Below are 20,435 nucleotides of genomic sequence, written 5' to 3'. Positions count from 1 at the left end.
CGGTCCGTACGCCTCGGAACCGGGGAGACCGGCGCCCCGCCCCGTACGCTCGAAGGCATCGTCATCGCGTAACCCCGCCCGGAGGGCCCCGTGCGCCGCCGCCTCATCAGTTCCACGCTCGCCGTGGTGCTCGTCGTCATCGCCGTGTTCGGGGTCTCCCTCGTCATCGTCGAGACGCGCACCATCAGCAACAGCGCGCAGGAGAGCGTGGACTCCGAGGCGCTGCGCCTGGTGAGCGTCGTCGAGGCCAGGGTCCTGGAGCGGGAGCCGATCGACACGGACGCGCTCGCCGAGCAGATGGGGTCCGAGCGGTACGCCCTGATCCGCATCCCCGGGGCCGCCCCGATCGAGATCGGCCGGCAGCCCTCGGGCAGCGTGATCCGCGCCACCGTCCCCGGGGAGCAGGGCGAGAGCGTCACCGTCGAGGAGTCCCGCTCCACGGTCACCCGCGAGGTCGGCCGCACGTTGATGATCATCGGCGCGGTGGCGCTGCTCGCCGTCGTCGCCGCGGTCCTCCTCGCCCTGCGGCAGGCGAACAGGCTCGCCTCACCCCTCACCGACCTCGCGGAGACCGCCGAGCGCCTCGGCTCGGGCGATCCCCGCCCGCGCCACCGGCGATACGGCGTCCCGGAGCTCGACCGGGTCGCGGACGTCCTGGACTCCAGCGCGGAGCGGATCGCGCGGATGCTCACCGCCGAGCGCCGGCTCGCGGCCGATGCCTCGCATCAGCTCCGTACGCCCCTGACCGCGCTCTCCATGCGGCTGGAGGAGATCTCCACCACCGACGACCCGGAGACGGTGAAGGAGGAGGCGATCGTCGCGCTCACCCAGGTGGAGCGGCTCACCGACGTCGTCGAGCGGCTGCTCACGAATGCGCGCGACCCCCGCACCGGCTCTGCCGTCGCCTTCGACGTCGACGAGGTCGTGAAGCAGCAGATCGAGGAGTGGCGCCCCGCCTACCGCAGCGCGGGCCGCGCCGTCGTCTGCTCCGGCAAGCAGGGCATGCGGGCCGTGGGCACGCCGGGTGCCGTGGCCCAGGTGCTGGCCGCGCTGATCGAGAACTCGCTGATGCACGGCGGTGGCACGGTCGCCCTGCGCACGCGCGTCACCGGCAACCAGGCGGTCATCGAGGTGACCGACGAGGGCCCCGGCGTACCGGCAGACCTCGGCGCGCGCATCTTCGAGCGGACGATCAGCGGCCGGAACTCGACGGGCATCGGGCTGGCCGTCGCCCGCGATCTGGCGGAGGCCGACGGGGGCCGGCTGGAACTCCTCCAGCAGCATCCGCCCGTGTTCGCGCTGTTCCTGAGCCGGGAGGCGCGCCGCCTCAAGGACCGCCCGAGGGAGCACGAGCGCCCGATTCGCTGATGTGACGTACATCACGACGTGACTCGGCGGGTGGGCGGGCCATGCCCGCAGTGTTCCCCGGAGCTTCCCGCAGCCCCTCAGTGCTGCGCAGCGCTCAGCTGCCGACCCGGTCCGGCTGCTCCGCGCGCCGCTGCTCCAGGAACGACTCCGCCGTCTGTACGGCCTCGCGCGCGGGCAGCGCACGGAACACCCATGTGCGGTACGACCAGAAGCGGAACAGCGTCGCGACGCCGATCCCGAAGAACTTGAAGAAGTTGCTCTGCAGGGGGCTGTCCCAGTCGAAGCCGTACGTCGCCGTGTACAGCACACCGTTTTCGATGACCGCTCCGGCCGCGCTGAACAGCAGGAACAGCGTCAGCTCCTTCGTACGGCCGCTCTTGTCGCGGTCCCGATACGTGAAGTAGCGGAAGCCCACATAGTTGAAGAGGATCGCGATGAAGGTCGCCAGGAGACTCGCACGCACCACCGGGATCTCGGTGGTGTGCCGCACCAGGTTGAACACCGCCATATTGACGAGCAGACCCATGGCGCCGACAGCGCCGAACTTCGCAACCTCGCGCGCGAGCCGGTTCAGTCGCACACGCAGTGCGCCCCGTTCGCTCATGGTGATCGCTTGCCCCGTCCGTTCGGCGTCGTTCGGCAACCTCGAAACGTCAACCAGACCACTCTAACCAGCACCCCGGGGAGTTGCCTGTGGACAATCGCAAAGGTGTCGGACAGCTGTCACATCGCCCAGATTCCTGAGCGGTCCGGCTCGGCGGATACCCTGAGAGAGTGACGTTCCCGGTAGTCGGCATGGTCGGCGGCGGTCAGCTCGCCCGTATGACCCACGAGGCGGGCATCCCCCTCGGCATCAGATTCAAGCTCCTCAGTGACACCCCCCAGGACTCGGCGGCCCAGGTGGTCAGCGAGGTCGTCATCGGCGACTATCGCGACCTGGACACGCTGCGTGCCTTCGCGCGCGGCTGCGATGTGATCACCTTCGATCACGAGCATGTGCCGAGCGAGCACCTGGCTGCCCTGGAGGCGGACGGCATCGTCATCCGCCCGGGGCGCGACGCGCTCGTGCACGCCCAGGACAAGGGGGTGATGCGCGCGAAGCTCGACGAGATCGGCGCGCCCTCGCCCCGGCACCGCATCGTCGCCGACCCGGCGGACGCCGCGGTGTTCGCGGCCGAGGTCGGCGGGTATCCCGTGATCCTCAAGACCGTGCGCGGCGGCTACGACGGCAAGGGCGTCTGGTTCGTACGAAGCGACGAGGACGCCGAGGAGCCGTTCCGCGCCGGTGTCCCGGTCCTCGCCGAGGAGAAGGTCGACTTCCGTCGCGAGCTGGCGGCGAACATCGTCCGCTCGCCGCACGGCCAGGCCGTCGCGTACCCCGTCGTGGAGTCACGGCAGGTGGACGGCGTCTGCGACACCGTGATCGCCCCGGCCCCGGACCTCGACGGGGAGCTGGCCGGCCAGGCCCAGCAGCTCGCCCTGCGCATCGCCAAGGAGCTCGGCGTCGTCGGGCATCTCGCGGTCGAGCTGTTCGAGACGGCCGACGGGCGCATCCTCGTCAACGAGCTGGCCATGCGGCCCCACAACTCCGGCCACTGGACCCAGGACGGCGCGGTGACCTCCCAGTTCGCCAACCACGTCCGGGCCGTGCTGGACCTGCCGCTCGGTGACCCCCGCCCCCGCGCCACGTGGACCGTGATGTGCAATGTCCTGGGCGGCGACTATCCGGATATGTATGGCGCGTACCTCCACTGCATGGCCCGGGATCCGCAGCTCAAGATCCACATGTATGGCAAGGACGTGAAGCCCGGCCGCAAGGTGGGGCACGTCAACACTTACGGCGACGATCTCGACGACGTGCTGGAGCGCGCGCGTCACGCAGCCGACTACCTCAGAGGAACGATCACCGAATGACCTCCCCTCTCGATTCGGGCCCTCGCATCGGCATCGTCATGGGCTCGGACTCCGACTGGCCCGTCATGGAGGCCGCGGCCCAGGCGCTCGAAGAGTTCGAGATCCCGTACGAGGTCGATGTCGTCTCCGCCCACCGCATGCCGCGCGAGATGATCGCGTACGGCGAGGAGGCCGAGGGCCGCGGACTGAGGGCGATCATCGCGGGCGCGGGCGGCGCCGCCCACCTCCCGGGGATGCTCGCCTCGGTCAGCCCGCTGCCGGTCATCGGCGTTCCGGTCCCGCTGAAGTACCTCGACGGCATGGACTCGCTGCTCTCCATCGTCCAGATGCCGGCGGGCGTGCCCGTGGCGACGGTCTCGGTCGGCGGTGCGCGCAACGCCGGCCTGCTCGCGGCCCGCATCCTGGCGACTCAGGACCCCGACCTGATGAACCGGATGCGGGAGTTCCAGCAGGAGCTGAACGACCAGGCGACGGAGAAGGGCAAGCGGCTCCGTGCGAAGGTCGAGGGCGCGGCGGCCTTCGGCTTCGGGAAGTAGGGCGGCCACCGGTGGACTTCCTCGCTGAGGCCCGTTCCCTGCTCGCATCCCACCCCGTCGTCGACGGCCACAACGATCTTCCGTGGGCCCTGCGCGAGCAGGTCCGCTACGACCTGGACCGTCTCGACATCGCCGGCGACCAGACCGGCAGCCTCCACACCGACATCCCGCGGCTGCGGGCGGGCGGGGTCGGCGCGCAGTTCTGGTCCGTGTACGTCCGCAGCGACTACGCCGGTGACGAGGCCGTCAGCGCCACGCTGGAGCAGATCGACGCCGTCGCCCAGCTCCTCGCCCGCTACCCGGCGGACCTGGCGCGCGCCCTGACCGCGGACGACATGGAGGCGGCGCGCAAGGAGGGCCGCATCGCCTCGCTCATGGGCGCGGAGGGCGGCCACTCCATCAACAACTCGCTCGCCACACTGCGGGCGCTGCACGCGCTGGGCGTCCGCTACATGACGCTCACGCACAACGACAACAACGACTGGGCGGACTCGGCGACCGACGAGCCGCGCGTGGGCGGTCTCTCGCCGTTCGGCCACGAGGTCGTCCGGGAGATGAACCGGACCGGCATGCTCGTCGACCTCTCGCACGTCGCCGCGACGACGATGCATGACGCGCTGGACACGTCGGCGGCGCCGGTGATCTTCTCCCACTCGTCCGCGCGGGCGATCTGCGACCACCCGCGGAACATTCCGGACGACGTGCTGGAGCGGCTCCCGGCGAACGGGGGCGTGGCGATGGCCACGTTCGTGCCGAAGTTCATCCTGCCCGAGGCGGTGGCCTGGACCCTCGCCGCGGACGAGAACATGCGCGCCCACGGACTGCACCCGCTCGACACGACCGGGGCGGGCATGAAGGTCCAGCGGGCCTACGAGGCGGCGCACCCGCGCCCGATGGCCACGGCCGCGACGGTCGCGGACCACCTCGACCACATGCGCGAGGTCGCGGGCATCGACCACATCGGCATCGGCGGCGACTTCGACGGCACGGCCTTCACGCCGGCGGGCCTCGAGGATGTCGCGGGCTACCCGAACCTGATCGCGGAGCTGCTCCGCCGCGGCTGGTCGACGGCGGACCTGGCCAAGCTGACCTGGCAGAACGCGGTCCGTGTGCTGCGCGACGCGGAATCGGTGGCCGCCGACCTCCGGTCGACCCGTGCCCCGTCGAACGCGACACCGGCCTCCATGGCCTGACGCTGCGCCCCACCACCCCGTCCGCCGCCCGAGGACGAACACGCGGCTGCTGTGACGGGGTGGAGGTGCATTCACGGCTCATGCGGCATCTGAGGCCGGTCACGCGGGCCGCCGCGGGTGTCCGGCCGGGCATACGCCGCCGTGCCGGTGCCGGTCGCACTCACAGCCCGTCCGGCGTCTGGGGACGGACAGGCGGGCCGCTGTCTCGGGATGCGGCGCATTTCCCACCTCGTCCGGCGCCTGAGGGCGAACACTTGGCGTCCGGCGTCTGGGGACGGACGGGCGAGCCGCTGTCTCGGGATGCGGCGCGTCTCCGGCCCGTCCGGCGTCTGGGGACGGACAGGCGTGCTGCCGTTTCGATGCGGCGCATTTCCCACCTCGTCCGGCGCCTGAGGGCGAACACGTGGCGTCCGGCGTCTGGGAACGGACGGGCGGGCCGCTGTCCCGGGATGCGGCGCATTTCCCACCTCGTCCGGCGCCTGAGGGCGAACACGTGGCGTCCGCCGTCCGAGGATGGACACATCGCCCGCCTTGACGGCGCGGCGTCGCCCTACCCGCCCCGCCGCGCCCGGTACGCCCGCGTCTTTCGGCTGCCGCACACCGCCATCGAGCACCACCGGCTGCGACCGGCCGGACCCCGGGGTCGTAGTACGCCCACCGGCAGTCCTCGGACTCACACGCCTTCAGCCGCTCCCATGTCCCCTCCGCCGCGGCGGTCGCGATGGCCGCCGCCACGCGCGACACGAGCGAGGCCGGGTCGGCGGGCCGGAGCGTCGCCGCTCCCGACCCGTCCACGCCCACCAGCAGCGGCGCACCGGCGCGCGGCGAGTTGCTCGCCCGGCTGGGCCGTCCCGACGAGGCGCGCGCCGAATTCGAACGCGCCGCCGAACTCACGCGCAACGCAGCCGAGCGCGGCCTCTTCCGTGAACGCGTGAACGGACCGAGTGAGCCGTCCGCATAGACGGGGCGGCGGTCGTACGGGAGCGGGGCGTCAGGCGCGGGGCCGCCCCATCGCCCGGTACGTCCACCCGGCCTCGCGCCACAATGTCGAGTCCAGCGCGTTCCGCCCGTCCAGCATGATGCGGCGGGTCGCCACCTCACCCAGCTCCGCCGGGTCCAGCTCGCGGAACTCGCGCCACTCGGTCAGGTGCAGCACCACATCCGCGCCGCGCACCGCGTCCAGCGCGCTCTTCGCGTAGCCGAGCGTCGGGAAGACCTGGCGGGCGTTGTCCATGCCCTTCGGGTCGTAGACCGTGACCTGGCCGCCCTGGAGGTGGATCTGACCGGCGACGTTCAGCGCGGGCGAGTCGCGTACGTCGTCCGAGTCCGGCTTGAAGGTCGCGCCGAGCACCGCGACCCGCTTCCCGAGGAAGGAGTCACCGCCCACGGCCTCCCGCGCCAGCTCCACCATGTGCCCGCGGCGCCGCATGTTGATCGAGTCGACCTCGCGCAGGAACGTCAGTGCCTGGTCCGCGCCCAGCTCACCGGCGCGCGCCATGAACGCCCGGATGTCCTTCGGCAGACAGCCGCCGCCGAAGCCGATCCCGGCCCGCAGGAACTTCGCGCCGATCCGCTCGTCGTAGCCGATCGCCTCCGCCAGCTTCGCCACATCGCCACCCGCGGCCTCGCACACCTCGGCCATCGCGTTGATGAACGAGATCTTCGTCGCCAGGAAGGAGTTCGCGGAGGTCTTCACCAGCTCCGCCGTCGGGAAGTCCGTCACCACGAACGGCGATCCCTCCCCGACCGGCGTCGCGTACACCTCGCGCAGCACCTTCTCCGCGCGCTCGCTCGCCACACCCACCACGATCCGGTCCGGGTGCAGTGTGTCCTGGACGGCGAAGCCCTCGCGAAGGAACTCCGGGTTCCAGGCCAGCTCCACGCCCTCCGGCGACCGCTCGGCGAGCATCCCGGCGAGCCGGTCCGCCGACCCGACGGGCACGGTCGACTTGCCGACGACCAGCGCGCCGCTCTTCACGCGCGGAGCGAGCGAGTCGAAGGCGGCGTCGACGTACGACATGTCGCACGCGTACTCGCCGTGCTTCTGCGGGGTGTTCACGCACACGAAGTGGACGTCGCCGGCGAACTCCTCGAGCTCGTCCCACGACGTCGTGAAGCGCAGCCGCCCGCTCGCACCGGCGATGCCCGCGACGTGCTTCTCCAGCAGTTCCTCGAGCCCTGGCTCGTACATCGGGACCCGTCCGGCGGCCAGCATTTCGATCTTCGCGGGCACGACATCGAGCCCGAGGACGTCGAAGCCGAGCTCAGCCATGGCCGCTGCGTGCGTGGCCCCGAGGTATCCGGTGCCGATCACGGTGATCTTGAGGGCCATGCGGTGCTCCTGAGGGGTACGAGGGGAGTGCCGGGCCGAGCATAGTCGGGTGGGGCCGCGGGCATTTTTCCGCTGTCAGCAAGCTCACGTATGCCCGTCCGGGGCAGCCCTCTAAAATTTGTGTTACTTAACGGTAGTTAGCGGCCGCTCAGGGGAGCGAGAGACCTTGGCGCCAAAGGGAGATCTGCACAGTGCCTGACTTCGACCTGTACCGCCCGTCCGAAGAGCACGACATGCTCCGTGAGACGGTCCGCTCGCTCGCCGAGGCGAAGATTGCGCCGTTCGCCGCGGCAGTCGACGAGGAGGCCCGCTTCCCGCAGGAGGCCCTCGACGCGCTGGTCGCCTCCGACCTGCACGCCGTGCACGTCCCCGAGGAGTACGGCGGCGCGGGCGCCGACGCCCTCGCGACCGTCATCGTCATCGAGGAGGTCGCCCGCGTCTGCGCCTCGTCCTCGCTGATCCCCGCCGTGAACAAGCTGGGCTCGCTCCCGGTGATCCTCTCCGGCTCCGAGGACCTGAAGAAGAAGTACCTGGGCCCGCTCGCCAAGGGCGACGCGATGTTCTCGTACTGCCTCTCCGAGCCCGACGCCGGCTCGGACGCCGCCGGAATGAAGACCAAGGCCGTACGTGACGGCGACTTCTGGGTCCTCAACGGTGTGAAGCGCTGGATCACCAACGCCGGTGTTTCCGAGTACTACACCGTGATGGCCGTCACCGACCCGGAGAAGCGCTCCAAGGGCATCAGCGCCTTCGTCGTCGAGAAGGGCGACGAGGGTGTCTCCTTCGGAGCTCCCGAGAAGAAGCTCGGCATCAAGGGCTCCCCGACCCGCGAGGTCTACCTCGACAACGTCCGCATCCCTGCCGACCGCATGATCGGCGCGGAGGGCACCGGCTTCGCCACCGCGATGAAGACCCTGGACCACACCCGCATCACCATCGCGGCCCAGGCCCTCGGCATCGCCCAGGGCGCCCTCGACTACGCCAAGGGCTACGTGCAGGAGCGCAAGCAGTTCGGCAAGCCCATCGCCGACTTCCAGGGCGTCCAGTTCATGCTCGCGGACATGGCCATGAAGCTCGAGGCCGCCCGCCAGCTCACCTACTCGGCCGCCGCCAAGTCCGAGCGCGTCGACGGCGACCTCACCTTCTTCGGCGCCGCGGCCAAGTGCTTCGCCTCCGACGTCGCCATGGAGGTCACCACGGACGCGGTCCAGCTGCTCGGCGGCTACGGGTACACCCGCGACTACCCGGTCGAGCGCATGATGCGCGACGCGAAGATCACCCAGATCTACGAGGGCACGAACCAGGTCCAGCGGATCGTGATGGCCCGCAACCTGCCGTAACGCGACTCATCCGCAGGGCCACGGACGGCCCCCGGCGCGATGCCGGGGGCCGTCCGCGTGGCGGGAAGGGCCCGTATCCTGTACGCGGAAGGGGCCCGCATCCTGCACGACGAGGGGCCCTGTACGCGGAAGGGGCCCGCACCCTGTGGTCGGTGCGGGCCCCTTCGCGTGAGTCGGGTGTCCGGGGTGTCAGCGGTTCGACGTGACCGTGACCGGATCGTCGTTCTTGATCTCCTGGACGAGCTGCTTGACCTTGTCCTTGTCCCAGACCAGGTTGCCGCCGCGGCTGCCGGAGATCGGGATGTTCATGGACTTGCCCGTGCCGCTGCTGATGCCCTTCATCGCGAAGAACATCTGGCCCAGGTCGAAGAGGGACATGTCCTTGTCGACAATGAGGGTGTCCAGGCCCGCGCCCAGCGTCGGGTAGAGCTTGAACGGGTTGAGGATCGTGCCCGGGGTGGCCGCCTGGTTGGCGAGGGCCGCGAGGAACTTCTGCTGGTTCTTCGTACGGTCCAGGTCGCTGCCGGCGAAGGCGTAGCGGGTGCGGACGAAGGCGAGGGCCTGCTCGCCGTTGAGGGTCTGCTTGCCGGCCTGGAAGTCGGCCCCGGACTTCTTGTCCTTGAAGGCCTTCGGGATGTCCATCTCGACACCGCCGAGCGAGTCCACGATGTTCGCGAAGCCGGCGAAGCCGATCTCGGCGTAGTGGTCGATGCGCAGGCCGGTGTTGTACTCGACGGTCCGGACCAGCAGCTCCGGGCCGTCCTCCGCGTACGCCGCGTTGAGCTTGACGTGGCGGCCGGTGCCCTTGAAGGTCTTGCCGGACTCGGAGCCGACGAAGGTCGGTATCTCCACGTCCGAGTCGCGGGGGAGCGAGATCATCGTGTTCCCGCTGCCGCAGGCCGCGAGGATCATCATCGAGTCGGTCCGCTTGCCCTCGGCAGAGCCGGTGTGGAGCTTCTTCTTCTCCTCGGCGGTCATGCCCTCGCGGCTGTCGGAGCCGACGATCAGATACGTCGTGCAGTCGCCCTCTTCGGGCCGTTCTATGACCTTGGACAGGTCGACCTCGCGGCGCATCTTGGAGTCGGCCCAGAAGTACGTGCCTATGGAGACGCCGAGCACGGTGACGAGGACGACGACCGTGCCGATCTTGAGGCGGCGGCCCCAGCCGGGCGCGGGGCGGCCGTAGTCGGGCGGAGCGTCGCCGTAGCCGCCGCCGTGGCCGCCGCCACCGGAGGGGGCCCCGTAGACCTGGCCCGTGTTGTAGCCGCTGTCGTAGGGGGGCGCGTAGTCGTCGTACCCCTGCGACGGCTGCTGCGGGACCGGTCGGCGCTGCACATGGCGCATGGCGCGAGCGCCCTCGGGCTCGCCGTAGCTGCCGCGTCCGTATCCATCGGGCCAATCATTCATGCGGAACAGTGTGCAGGCCGGGGTCCGGGCGCTGACAGAGAGGGTGGGGAATCGGGTCGGGGCTGTTGCCAACCTGATGCAATGCAGCGCTCCGCAGGTCGCCGCATAGGGTGGAGGGCATGACAGATCAGGCCCAGCACCCGGAGGGCGACATTCCGGGTAAGCCCACCGAGGCTTCGCGCACCACCCTCAGCCACATCATGACCGTCAACGACACCAACCTCCTCGGCACGGTGCACGGTGGCGTGATCATGAAACTGGTGGACGACGCGGCGGGCGCGGTCGCGGGACGGCACTCGGGCGGCCCGGCCGTCACCGCCTCCATGGACGAGATGGTCTTCCTGGAGCCGGTCAGGGTCGGGGACCTGGTCCATGTGAAGGCGCAGGTCAACTGGACCGGTAGGTCGTCGATGGAGGTCGGCGTACGAGTCCTGGCCGAACGCTGGAACGAGTCGACGCCCGCGACGCAGGTCGGCTCCGCGTACCTGGTCTTCGCGGCGGTCGACGCGGACGGCAAGCCCCGCGTGGTGCCCCCGGTGATCCCGGAGTCGGAACGCGACAAGCGCCGCTACCAGGAGGCGCAGATCCGCCGCACCCACCGGCTGGCACGGCGGCGTGCGATCAGGGAGCTCCGGGAGAAGCGCGCGGCCGAGGGCTACGAGGACTGACGCCTTCGGCGCCCCGGGCCTGGAGGGCGCCCCGCCGGGGTCGGCCTCACGGGCGCGTCACCCACGGGCACGCCACCCTCAGGGGCACGCCACCTCGTCCCCTGCCATCGTCTCGAACCTGCCCCTGCCCTTCGGCTGGGTCTCCGCGCGGACCGGCGTGACCTTGGTGAAGTCCGTGCCGGCCGTGACGTGCAGGGTCGGGCCCAGGCCCTTGACCGGGCGGAGCTCGGCGCCGGGGAGGGCCGCCGCCAGCGACTGCGCCGAGCGGTTCCAGCGCGGGTCGTACGTGACGAGCGTGCGGCGCAGGTCACGGCGGTCGCTGTTCAGCGGGCCCCGGGTCGTCGCGAAACCCGTCGCGCGCAGCCCGCCGTCGACCCGGGCCCCGAGGCCGCCGATGCGGGTGCCGTTGTAGACCTGCACCCGGACCTGCCCCGGCGGTACGTCGACGACGACCTTCGCCGCCGGCTCCGCAGGCTTCTTCGAGCGCCGCGGCGACAGCGGCCGGTCCTCACGCAGCGCCCGGAAGAGCTGCTGCGACTTCACCGGGTCCCACTTCACCGTGGACCCGATGCCCCTGACCGGATGGCTGACGTCCCCCACCGGCACGGACGTGAACTCCGACGAGGCGAGGGTGACGCCCCGCATCGCCTTCCCGAGCGTGAGCATCTGATCGGGCCCGAACCCCTTGTCGGCCCGCACCGAATTCAGCACCGTGTTGCTGACCTCGCGGAACTTCACCGGGTTCAGCAGCACCCCGCTGTCCGTCGTCTGCTGGATGAGCGCCGCGACGAACCGCTGCTGGCGCTGCATCCGGCCCAGGTCCGCCGCCCCGTCGACATGCCGGGACCGCACGTACTGCAGCGCCTTCCCGCCGTCCAGCTCGTGCGCGCCCGCAGGCAGATCCAGACCGGTGTACGCGTCCTTCATCGGCCGGGCCGTGCAGATCCGCACCCCGCCGACCGCGTCCACCGTCTTGATGAAGCTCGTGAAGTCGACCTCCAGATAGTGGTCGACCTTCACCTTGGTCATGTGCTCGACGGTGCGCACCGTCAGCGCGGGCCCGCCCTCCGCGTACGCCGCGTTGAGCTTCACAGGGTGGGGCAGGTGCCGCTTCCCGGTCCCCGCGTCCGTGTGCGCGGGGATCTCCGCGTACGAGTCGCGCGGCAGGCTCACGACGCTCGCCCGCTCCCGGTCCGCCGAGATGTGCACCAGCATGATCGTGTCGGTGCAGCGGCAGGGGGCGCCGCCGAGCCGGTACTTGCGGCGCTCGTCCGGGGTGATCCGGTCCCGGCCGTCGGTGCCGACGAGCAGGATGTTCGTCCCGTGCCCGGACTCCGGCCGGTTCTTCATGTCCTTGAAGGGGTCCACGCGCCCGATCCCGCTGTCGAGCCCTGTCACCAGCGCATGCCCGACCCCGCCCACCCCCAGCACCAGCATCGACAGCGACGTCGCCACCCGCATCCCCCAGCGCGGCCGCCGGACCGCGACCCTGGCCTGAGGTCTGCGCCGCGGCGGTTGTGAGCGGACCACGGGCCTCGGACGGGGGGAGCGAGGCGGTGTGGGCACGAGGGACACCTCCGCAGGTGGTGTGGCAGGCGGCCGGTGGCAGTCGGCAAGCGATCCCGGGAACTTTAGGCCCGGGCGGGCGGGGGCCCCGGGCGGCGCGCACCGGTGTCCCCCGTTCGCGGTAACGTGGCGGGCGATACTGCTGTCTCCCGGGGCACGACCCCCATGAGGAATCCATGCCCGTCGTCACCCCCGCCGTCTCCGTGATCATGCCGGTCCTCAACGAGGAGCGGCATCTGCGCGACTCGGTGCGTCACATCCTGGAGCAGGAGTACGACGGCGAGATGGAGGTGGTGATCGCGCTCGGCCCGTCCACGGACCGCACCGACGAGATCGCCGCCGAGCTCGTGCGCGAAGACCCCCGCGTCCACACCGTGCCGAACCCCACCGGGCGTACGCCCGCGGCGCTCAACGCCGCCATCAAGGCCTCCCGGCACCCGATCGTGGTGCGGGTCGACGGCCACGGCATGCTGTCGCCGAACTACATCGCCACCGCCGTCCGTCTCCTCGAGGAGACCGGCGCGCAGAACGTCGGCGGCATCATGCACGCCGAGGGCGAGAACGACTGGGAGCACGCCGTCGCCGCCGCGATGACCTCGAAGATCGGCGTCGGCAACGCGGCCTTCCACACGGGCGGCGAAGCCGGTCCGGCCGAGACGGTGTACCTCGGGGTCTTCCGGCGTGAGGCACTGGAACAGCAGGGCGGCTACAACGAGGAGTTCATTCGCGCCCAGGACTGGGAGCTGAACTTCCGCATCCGCGAGGCGGGCGGGCTGATCTGGTTCTCGCCCGAGCTCAGGGTGCAGTACCGGCCCCGCCCGAGCGTCAAGGCGCTCGCCAAGCAGTACAAGGACTACGGCCGCTGGCGCCATGTCGTCGCCCGCTACCACCAGGGCTCGATCAACCTGCGCTACCTCGCCCCGCCGACCGCCGTGTGCGCGATCGCCGCGGGCATCGTCGTGGGCGCCGCGGTCACCCCGCTGGGCTTCGTCGTCCCGGCCGGCTATCTCGCGGCGATCACCGCGGGTTCGGTCCCGGCGGGCAGGAGCCTGCCGCTGAAGGCCCGGCTGCAGATCCCCGTGGCGCTGGCCACCATGCACATGTCGTGGGGCTTCGGCTTTCTGACCAGCCCGCGCTCGCTCGCCAGGAAGGTCATCGCAAGCCGCCGCCCGGCGGTGCGGACGGTGGCCTGAGCGCAAGAGCCGTGAACCGAGAGGGCCCCGGGTGCGCACCGCGCCCGGGGCCCTCTCGGCTGCTGCCGGTTCACCCCCAGCTGAAGCCGGGCTGCACGTCCATACAGGCCCCGGTGTCTCCGCCGTTGAGCGGTCGCGCCGACTTCGGCGCCTTGCCGTCGTCCGTCACGGCGGCCTTCGGGTAGGCGGTGCCCTCGCGCCAGTCGGCACCCACGATCAGTGTGACGCCGGACACATCGGTGGACTTCTTCACCGAGGAGACCGGAATCCCGAGCGCCTTCGCGACCGCCTGGGCGTCGCCCTCCAGATCGACGCTCGGGTAGTACACGGCCGTCCGCTCCTGCGGATCGGTCTGCTGAGCGTCTGCCTTCGCCTCGGTGAAACCCTTGCCGTCCAGCACGCCCGCGATCTCCGTCGCCCGGCCCCTCGCCGACCCCAACTGGGCCGTGTACGTGCCGTTGCGCACCATCACGCCTATCTCGGCGGCGGGCGCTGCCGGGTCCTTCGTGGCCTCCGGCGTCTTGCGCTTGGAGGCCTTGCCGTCCAGCGGAATGTCCTCGCGGACCATCCGGAACAGCTGCTCGGCGTCCGGCTGCTTGGGCTCGACCTTGCCCTGGAAGTAGGGCTTCTGGGAGTAGAAGTTCGGCATCGTGGTCATGGTGATGCGGTCGGTGGGCACCAGCTTGAGCTCTTCGGCGAGGTCGTACAGCTTGGTGACCGTGTCCAGACCGGAGTCCACGGTGAGCGCCGTCGTCGCGGCCTCGGCCAGCCTGCGCAGCTTGTCCGGGTCGGTGAGCTGGGTGCTCTTCCGCAGCTCCCGGACCATCGAGTTCATGTACATGTGCTGCGCATGGGTACGGGCCAGGTCGGTGCCGTCCTCGAACCCGTAGCGCGTGCGCAGCCACTGCAGAGCCTGCTCGCCCTTCACCGGGTGCGTGCCCTCAGGCAGTTTCAGACCGGAGCCCTTGCCGTCGGAAGTGCGCGAGTGGACGTTCTCCTTGACGCACACCGGGACACCGCCGATCGCGTCGGCCATCGAGACGACACCGGCGAAGTCGACCATCATGAAGTGGTCGATGGTGATACCGGTCAGCGCGTACCAGGTGGCCACGGTGCAGCCCGGGCCACCGCGGCTGAGCGACTCGTTCGTGAGCGTCCAGCCGGTCGCCTCGTAGGTCTTGTTCTTCTCGCGGTCCTGGCACTCCGGGATCTTCAGCACGGTGTCCCGCGGCATGCTGATCACGGAGATGTTGCTGCGGTCCGCGGAGAGATGGAGGAGCATCTGCACATCCGCGAGCGGCGGCCCGTCGAAGGTCTCCTTGGCCCCGCCGAGCTCCTGGTTCTCCTTGGAGTTCCGGGCGTCGGAGCCGATCAGCAGGATGTTGAGGGGAGTCTGGCCGGCGGCGTTCGCCTTGTGCTCCACCATCGTCTTCTTGCCGAGGTTGAGGTCGTCCTTCTTGATGTTGCTGTTGAGATGGCGGACGTAGAGGTATCCGGCGCCGGCCGTGCCGAGTATCAGCAGGGACAGGACGGAGGCGACCCAGCGGAACACGCGTCGTTTGCCACGGCGGGGCGGATTGCCCCGCGGACGCCCTGAATCCTCGGTCGGCGGTGTGCCGTTCGTGCCGTTCCCGTCCCCGCGGCCGGCGAGCGCGTCCTCCTCGTACAGGCTGTCGTCCCAGCCCCGTTCACCGGCGTGCCGGACGCGCTCTCGCGTCCCCTCCCCACGCACGCTGCTGTGTCCCACCCCTGGACTCCCTGCTGTCTTTTCAGGCACGCCGCGTGCCCCGGGCGTCCGGGGTCACTTGGCGCACACCTGTTTGTCGGCTTCGACCTGATCCACGTCCAGCTTCGCCGGACCGGTGAGGGGCACCCCCGCGCCCCTGAAGTCGGCGCCGAGGGTCAGGGTCATGGCCTGCAGCCCTTCGGCGTCCTCGGTGCCCGGCTTGAGCGCCGTGGCGGGCAGGCCCATCAGGTCGGCCAGCTTGCGAGCCTGGTCGGCCTGGTTGGGCGCGTATTCCAGCTGTGTCCTGGCGACGTCGGCCGTGGCGTTGCCCTTGTTGGTGGACTTGAAGACTCCCTCGGAGTTCTGCAGCCAGTCGAGGGTCTTCTGTGCGGAGCCACGTGGGCCGCCACCGTTGAAGACGTCGACGCGTATTTCGGACGCCTCGGCCCTCGGGCCCTTGAGGAGCGCGTTCTGCTTGTCCTTCTCGGCCTGCTGGGCGTCCTTCTTCTTCTGCTCGACCTCGGTGAGCGAGATGTCGTTCTTCACCATGGAGAACAGAGCCTCCGACTTGGGCTCGTTGAGGACGACCGTGGCCTTGACCTTCTCGGCCGGGTTGTCCAGGACGGGCACCGTGGCGAAGGTCAGGTTCTTCATGTCGAACTTGCCGAGCTCCAGGCCGAGGTCCCGGAGCTTGCCGATGTCACTGATCTTGTCGTCGACGGTCAGCGCCTTCGTCCCTGCCTCCGCCAGCTTGAACAGCTTGGTGGGGCTGGTGAGCGTGTCGTTCGACTTCAGCTTGCGCATCAGGGCGCTGAGGAACTGCTGCTGGATCTTGATCCGGTCGAGGTCCCCGCCGAAGCCCACGGCATGCCGGGTACGTACGAACGCCAGCGCCTGCTCACCCTCGATCACGTGCTCGCCCTGCGGCAGATCGAGCTTGGAGTCCGGGTCCTTTATGTCCTTCGCCAGGCAGATCGGCACGCCGCCCACGGCCGACGTCAGTGTCTTGACCGCGTTGAAGTCGGCCACCATGAAGTGGTCCGGCGTGATGCCGGTCATCTCCTTGACCGTGCGCATCGTGCAGCTCGGCGTACGGCCGGACTGGCCGAGGCTCGTGTTGAACCGGACGCCTTGCTGTCCGGAGATGACCTTGCTGGAGCCGTCCTCCTGCGTGGTCGGACAGTCCGGAATGTCCGTGATGAGGTCGCGGGGGATGCTCAACGCCGTTGCGTTCGTGCGGTCCTTCGACACGTGCAGCAGCACCGTGGTGTCCGCGTGGCCCGGGCTGTTCTTGTCGCCGTAGCTCTCGTTGCCCTTGCCGGTGCGCTTGTCCGTACCGATCAGCAGGATGTTGATCGCCCGGTCCGTGCTGAAGCCGCCGGTGCCGGCGCCGTCGTCGGAGAAGGACTTGATGTTGGAGTTCAGGTGCTCGTAGTAGAGGTATCCGGCGGACGCCGTGCCGGCCATCACCAGCGCGAGCGTGCCGCCGATCCACAGCAGTGCCTTCTTCTTGCGGCTCTTGCGCTGCTTACGCTTGCGGCGACCGGGACCATTGGGGGGCGTGAGGTCGTCGCGCGTGCCTTCCGGTGAGCCCCCACTCCGGTTCGAGCGGCGTGTGCGCTGCCCGGGGACGTCCGTCCTCGGTGGCGCTGTCCGTGTGGCGCCTCGGCGGGCGGCCGTTCTCGAGGGGGACGCTCCAGTGGAGCGGGAGGCGGTCGACTGCCCTGCGGAGCGGTCCAGTCGCAGTTCGTAATCGCCTGTCTGCGGGTTGATTACCCACTGGTCGGCGGGGTCGATGTCCTCCGCCCGTCCACGGCTCTGCGCATCCACGGTTGCTTGAGTCCTCCGTCGGTGCCACGCGAGGCGTCTCCCTCCCCCGGTGAGACGCTCGGTTCGTCGATCCGGTTGTACGCGACCTCGTGGCCGGATGTACCGGATCGCGTCACACTATCCGCCCAGTTCAGCGCCGAGCGACGTCAGTGACAAATTGCACGCCCCTTACAACTGGGCATTCCGCACAAACCTCATGGACTGCCGACCGTGCCTTGGGTTTCGCTTTACCTGCATGCGCCGGAAGCCGCGTTCGTGCCGGAAAAAGTCGGTGTGGGGCTGGGGTTCGAGGAGCCCGCGTTCTCCTCTCCCTCCGTGGTCGTCCCGGTGCTCGGTGTCGCGTCCGGCGCGACCACGATCACGGGCGCATCCCTGCGCAGCCGCTTGAAGAGTTCACTCGCGGCCGGCTCGACGAGCGCGTCCCGGTTCGGGTCCGCCGCGTACGGCCGCCGGGGCACGGTGAGGAACTGCACGCGCTCCGGCGGTACGCCCCGCATCGAGCGCGTCAGGTCGTAGAGATCCTTCAGGGAGTCCAGGCCCGGATCGGTGGTGAGGGATCTGGTCGCCGCGTCGAGGACCGGATAGAGCTTGGTCGGATTGAGCAGGACGCCGTTGCTCTGCACCTTCTTGAAGAGTGCGCCGAGGAACTGCTGCTGCCGGTCCATGCGTTCCGTGTCGCTGCCGTTGCCCAGCGACTTGCGGGCGCGTACGAAGCCGAGGGCCTGCTCACCGTTGAGGGTCTGTTTGCCCGCGTTCAGTACGAGATGTGCTTCTTTGTCGTCGATCGGCTTCTTCAGGCAGACCTGAACGCCGTCCACGGCGTCGACCATGTCCTTGAAGCCATGGAAGTCGATCACCATGTGGTGGTCGATCCGGACGCCGGTGAGCCGCTCGACCGTCCGGATCGTGCAGGCCGCGCCGCCGTACGAATAGGCGATGTTGAACTGGGTGAACTGCGCGCGCGTGCGGGAGCCTTTGCCCGTACGGCAGCTGGGGATGTTCACCATCAGGTCGCGCGGCACGGACACCGCGGTCGCGCTGCGCCGGTCAGCGGCGATGTGCAGCAGGATCGTGGTGTCGGAGCGCTGTCCCTTGGCCCGGCCGTATTTGCGGTTGGCGGCTCCCGCGCGGGTGTCGGAGCCGATGAGGAGGATGTTCCGCGCGCCGTGGGCGGCGGGCAGCGGGCGCTCCCTGTCGTACCGCTCCAGCTCCTCGGCGGTGGTGATGTCCGTGGTGATGTTGCTGTCGAGCTTCCGGTAGAGCCACCAGCTGACACCGGCGACGGCGAGGATGATCAGCGACACCCCGAACGCCGTCCAACGCAACCAGCGGCGCCTGCGCTTGACCGCGCCCCTGCCGGCCTCGGCCGCAGGGGCCTCGGCCGTACCGCCACCGCCACCGCTACCGGCGCCACCGCCACCGCTACCGGCGCCACCGCCGTCGCCGTCGCCCGCGGCCGCCTCGGCGCCCTCGTCGGCGTCAGCGGCCGGGGCGTCGGCCGGGGCGTCGGCCGGTTCGTCCGGTTCGGCGGGCGTGCCAGCGCTGTCGGTCACTTCTGCGTCCATCCTCGGGGCGGTTTGTCGGTGTATGTACCGCCGATGATGTCCCGCAGCCGACCCTCGGGCCCGAGGGCTCGGCCCGTGGTGAGCCGTACGAGTGGACTTCAGAGCGCTTGTCGTACCGCGGTGTTGGTCAGACCGCCGTGCCGGTGACCCGCTCGCTCTCGACGCGCTTCTCCAGTCCCTCCGGGGACAGTTGGTCCAGGTTGCGGCAGAGGACCACCGAGCCGCCCGAGGCGAGCGGCGCGTACAGCCCGGAGGACAGTCCTTCCCAGGTGTCGTACGGACGCCCCGACAGCAGCCGTGAACCGGGGGACAGGCCCAGCGCCTCGGCGTCCGCGCGGGCGCGTTCCACGAGCTGGACGCCCGTCAGTTCCGTACCGTCGACACGGAGCGCGGGGGAGTCCGGATCGACCGGTGCGTACGGGGAGAAGCGGTCGCCCTGGCCCGGGACCTCCACGGCGTAGTCGGCGAAGCCCTCGGGCGGCTGCGGGAACCGGCCGCCGAGGGGGCGCAGCGCGAGCGCGATCCGCTCCCCGGAGCAGGCGCGTGCCGCATCGAGGGTGTCCGGGCCGCTCACCACCAGGTCGGCGGCTGCCGGGTCGCCGCCGACGTCCGCCACCACCCCGGTCGACGCACAGGCCAGCAGCCACACCGCCGTCTGCCAGTGTGAGGGCAGCAGCAGCGCCAGCCGGTCGCCCGGCTCGGCGGACAGCCCGTCCTGGAGGAGGTTCGCCGTCTTGGCCACCCAATTGGCGAAGGTCGCGACGGACAATTCGACGCGCTCGCCGGTGGCGTCGTCGTAGAAGGTGACCATGGGGCGGGCCGGGTCCGCGGCGAGCGCGGATCGCAGCAGGTCGGCAGGGGTGCGGTCGCTGGCGTTCACCCGCGCAAGGTTACGCCGCACAGGGTTGCGCGGGTGCGTCCGTACCGGTGACGGGGTCCCCCGGTCGGACCGAAGGGCCGTCACTTTTCCGAGGGGCGGCCATGGCCCGTGCTCCTCAGGATCATCCACATGCGTGCCTTCCTTGCATCCTCGATCGGCGCCGCGTGCACCATGGCGCTCGTCCTTCCTGCACTTGCGCTGTCGGCCGGTCCGACCGGTCCGGACCCGGCGTCCATGGCCGGTGGGGCGCCGGCCCGGCCGGATGTACCGGGCGCCACGCAGTCCCTGCGGCTGGCCCCCCTCCCGGAGCTCGGGCGAGTGGGCGGTGAGGGGGTCGCGCAAGGGCTCGGGCAACGCGACGTCCGTCCGTTCTCGCTGGTCGGGGTCGTCTGGGACCAGGTGGACGTCGAACTGCACGGGACGGTCCAGGTCCGTACGCGCGCCGCCGACTCGGGTCTCTGGTCCGAGTGGCAGGACGTGGAGACCCACAACCACGAGCACGGGGCCGACCCGGACTCGGCCGAGCTGACCGAGGGCGGCCCGGTGCGCGGCTCGACCGCGCCGCTGTGGGTCGGCGCGTCGGACGGCGTGGAGGTGCGCGTACGTCCGGAGCCGGCCGGGACCGGGACGCTGCGCGGACTGAGCCCGCCGCTGCCGCGAGGGCTGCGGCTGGAGCTCGTCGACCCGGGCCCGCCCGCGGAATCGGAGACTCCCGCCTCGCAGGTTCCCGCCTCGGAGGTTCCGGCCTCGGAGGTTCCGGCCTCGGAGAATGTGGCGGAAGAGGAGCCGGAGGAGTCCGTGCCGGACCCGTCGGGCGAACCGCCGGAGGAGTCCGTGCCGGACCCGTCGGGCGAACCGCCGGAGGAGTCCGTGCCGGACCCGTCGGGCGAACCGCCGGAGGAGTCCGTGCCGGACCC

Annotated in this window: 16 protein-coding genes and 2 pseudogenes; 9 read left to right on the top strand and 9 right to left on the bottom strand. The window is 70.4% G+C overall.

The window, feature by feature from the left end; genetic code table 11:
* The first annotated feature begins 90 nt into the window (after positions 1 to 90).
* Positions 91 to 1,368, top strand: a complete 1,278-nt coding sequence (locus tag ABT078_RS15465) for a sensor histidine kinase (protein ID WP_351227795.1) — start codon at positions 91 to 93, stop codon at positions 1,366 to 1,368.
* A 94-nt stretch (positions 1,369 to 1,462) separates the two neighbouring features.
* Here the strand turns inward: ABT078_RS15465 and ABT078_RS15460 are convergent, their stop codons facing one another.
* Entirely contained in the window at positions 1,463 to 1,972 is a 510-nt protein-coding gene (locus tag ABT078_RS15460) for a GtrA family protein (protein ID WP_351227793.1), read from the bottom strand.
* Between the two features lie 170 nt (positions 1,973 to 2,142).
* Between ABT078_RS15460 and ABT078_RS15455 the strand changes: the two genes are divergently transcribed.
* Genes ABT078_RS15455 through ABT078_RS15445 form a run of 3 tightly spaced genes read left to right on the top strand, consistent with a single transcriptional unit; the run spans position 2,143 to position 5,011 of the window.
* A complete protein-coding gene (locus ABT078_RS15455) occupies positions 2,143 to 3,282 on the top strand; it encodes a 5-(carboxyamino)imidazole ribonucleotide synthase (RefSeq protein ID WP_351227791.1) in 1,140 nt (379 codons plus the stop codon).
* A complete protein-coding gene (purE, locus tag ABT078_RS15450; protein ID WP_351227789.1) occupies positions 3,279 to 3,818 on the top strand; it encodes a 5-(carboxyamino)imidazole ribonucleotide mutase in 540 nt (179 codons plus the stop codon). Before ABT078_RS15455 ends, purE begins: the two co-directional genes overlap by 4 nt.
* Before the next feature lie 11 nt (positions 3,819 to 3,829).
* Positions 3,830 to 5,011, top strand: coding sequence for a dipeptidase (locus ABT078_RS15445; protein ID WP_351227787.1), 1,182 nt, complete (start codon positions 3,830 to 3,832; stop codon positions 5,009 to 5,011).
* A 550-nt stretch (positions 5,012 to 5,561) separates the two neighbouring features.
* On the opposite strand, the pseudogene ABT078_RS15440 reads toward ABT078_RS15445, so the two are convergent.
* Positions 5,562 to 5,830 (bottom strand): annotated as a pseudogene (locus tag ABT078_RS15440) (CGNR zinc finger domain-containing protein); the annotation flags it as partial.
* Between ABT078_RS15440 and ABT078_RS15435 the strand changes: the two are divergent.
* Complete coding sequence (locus ABT078_RS15435) at positions 5,733 to 5,972, top strand: tetratricopeptide repeat protein (protein ID WP_351227981.1); 240 nt, start codon at positions 5,733 to 5,735, stop codon at positions 5,970 to 5,972. The pseudogene ABT078_RS15440 and the gene ABT078_RS15435 sit on opposite strands and share 98 nt — an antisense overlap.
* A gap of 30 nt (positions 5,973 to 6,002) precedes the next feature.
* Here the strand turns inward: ABT078_RS15435 and ABT078_RS15430 are convergent, their stop codons facing one another.
* Positions 6,003 to 7,343: a UDP-glucose dehydrogenase family protein gene (locus ABT078_RS15430; RefSeq protein ID WP_351227785.1), complete on the bottom strand. Its 1,341-nt coding sequence runs from the start codon at positions 7,341 to 7,343 to the stop codon at positions 6,003 to 6,005.
* A gap of 182 nt (positions 7,344 to 7,525) precedes the next feature.
* Here ABT078_RS15430 and ABT078_RS15425 point away from each other — a divergent pair, with 182 nt between their 5' ends.
* Positions 7,526 to 8,683, top strand: coding sequence for an acyl-CoA dehydrogenase (locus ABT078_RS15425; RefSeq protein WP_351227963.1), 1,158 nt, complete (start codon positions 7,526 to 7,528; stop codon positions 8,681 to 8,683).
* Positions 8,684 to 8,872: 189 nt separating this feature from the next.
* Here ABT078_RS15425 and ABT078_RS15420 read toward each other — a convergent pair whose 3' ends face one another.
* A complete protein-coding gene (locus ABT078_RS15420; RefSeq protein WP_351227783.1) occupies positions 8,873 to 10,090 on the bottom strand; it encodes an LCP family protein in 1,218 nt (405 codons plus the stop codon).
* 119 nt (positions 10,091 to 10,209) lie between these two features.
* Here ABT078_RS15420 and ABT078_RS15415 point away from each other — a divergent pair, with 119 nt between their 5' ends.
* Positions 10,210 to 10,758: an acyl-CoA thioesterase gene (locus ABT078_RS15415; protein WP_351227781.1), complete on the top strand. Its 549-nt coding sequence runs from the start codon at positions 10,210 to 10,212 to the stop codon at positions 10,756 to 10,758.
* A gap of 78 nt (positions 10,759 to 10,836) precedes the next feature.
* On the opposite strand, the gene ABT078_RS15410 is transcribed toward ABT078_RS15415, so the two are convergent.
* On the bottom strand, positions 10,837 to 12,324 hold the full coding sequence (locus ABT078_RS15410) for an LCP family protein (RefSeq protein ID WP_502981225.1): 1,488 nt from the start codon (positions 12,322 to 12,324) through the stop codon (positions 10,837 to 10,839).
* Positions 12,325 to 12,500: 176 nt separating this feature from the next.
* Between ABT078_RS15410 and ABT078_RS15405 the strand changes: the two genes are divergently transcribed.
* Complete coding sequence (locus tag ABT078_RS15405; RefSeq protein WP_351227777.1) at positions 12,501 to 13,517, top strand: glycosyltransferase family 2 protein; 1,017 nt, start codon at positions 12,501 to 12,503, stop codon at positions 13,515 to 13,517.
* A 70-nt stretch (positions 13,518 to 13,587) separates the two neighbouring features.
* Here the strand turns inward: ABT078_RS15405 and ABT078_RS15400 are convergent, their stop codons facing one another.
* From ABT078_RS15400 to ABT078_RS15385, 4 genes are all read right to left on the bottom strand, one after another.
* Positions 13,588 to 15,264 (bottom strand): LCP family protein, encoded by a 1,677-nt coding sequence (locus ABT078_RS15400; RefSeq protein ID WP_351227775.1) that lies wholly within the window; start codon positions 15,262 to 15,264, stop codon positions 13,588 to 13,590.
* 54 nt (positions 15,265 to 15,318) lie between these two features.
* A complete protein-coding gene (locus ABT078_RS15395; protein ID WP_351227773.1) occupies positions 15,319 to 17,073 on the bottom strand; it encodes an LCP family protein in 1,755 nt (584 codons plus the stop codon).
* Between the two features lie 227 nt (positions 17,074 to 17,300).
* A complete protein-coding gene (locus tag ABT078_RS15390) occupies positions 17,301 to 18,638 on the bottom strand; it encodes an LCP family protein (RefSeq protein WP_351227771.1) in 1,338 nt (445 codons plus the stop codon).
* 127 nt (positions 18,639 to 18,765) lie between these two features.
* Positions 18,766 to 19,518 (bottom strand): TIGR03089 family protein, encoded by a 753-nt coding sequence (locus ABT078_RS15385; protein WP_351227769.1) that lies wholly within the window; start codon positions 19,516 to 19,518, stop codon positions 18,766 to 18,768.
* A 129-nt stretch (positions 19,519 to 19,647) separates the two neighbouring features.
* Between ABT078_RS15385 and ABT078_RS15380 the strand changes: the two are divergent.
* Positions 19,648 to 20,435, top strand: a pseudogene (locus tag ABT078_RS15380) (N-acetylmuramoyl-L-alanine amidase); the annotation flags it as partial.

The sequence above is a fragment of the Streptomyces sp. NPDC002133 genome, assembly GCF_040296405.1.
Classification (GTDB): Bacteria; Actinomycetota; Actinomycetes; order Streptomycetales; family Streptomycetaceae; genus Streptomyces.
The sequence above is the reverse complement of the archived record's forward strand: the minus strand, read 5'-3'. Positions and strand labels throughout refer to the sequence as shown.

Excerpts from the sequence above, each read along its gene's own strand:
- purE (WP_351227789.1), top strand. The coding sequence starts at position 3,279 with ATGACCTCCCCTCTCGATTCGGGCCCTCGCATCGGCATCGTCATGGGC.
- ABT078_RS15415 (WP_351227781.1), top strand. The coding sequence starts at position 10,210 with ATGACAGATCAGGCCCAGCACCCGGAGGGCGACATTCCGGGTAAGCCC.
- ABT078_RS15460 (WP_351227793.1), bottom strand. The coding sequence starts at position 1,972 with ATGAGCGAACGGGGCGCACTGCGTGTGCGACTGAACCGGCTCGCGCGC.
- ABT078_RS15390 (WP_351227771.1), bottom strand. The coding sequence starts at position 18,638 with ATGGACGCAGAAGTGACCGACAGCGCTGGCACGCCCGCCGAACCGGAC.
- ABT078_RS15405 (WP_351227777.1), top strand. The coding sequence starts at position 12,501 with ATGCCCGTCGTCACCCCCGCCGTCTCCGTGATCATGCCGGTCCTCAAC.
- ABT078_RS15435 (WP_351227981.1), top strand. The coding sequence starts at position 5,733 with ATGGCCGCCGCCACGCGCGACACGAGCGAGGCCGGGTCGGCGGGCCGG.
- ABT078_RS15420 (WP_351227783.1), bottom strand. The coding sequence starts at position 10,090 with ATGAATGATTGGCCCGATGGATACGGACGCGGCAGCTACGGCGAGCCC.
- ABT078_RS15430 (WP_351227785.1), bottom strand. The coding sequence starts at position 7,343 with ATGGCCCTCAAGATCACCGTGATCGGCACCGGATACCTCGGGGCCACG.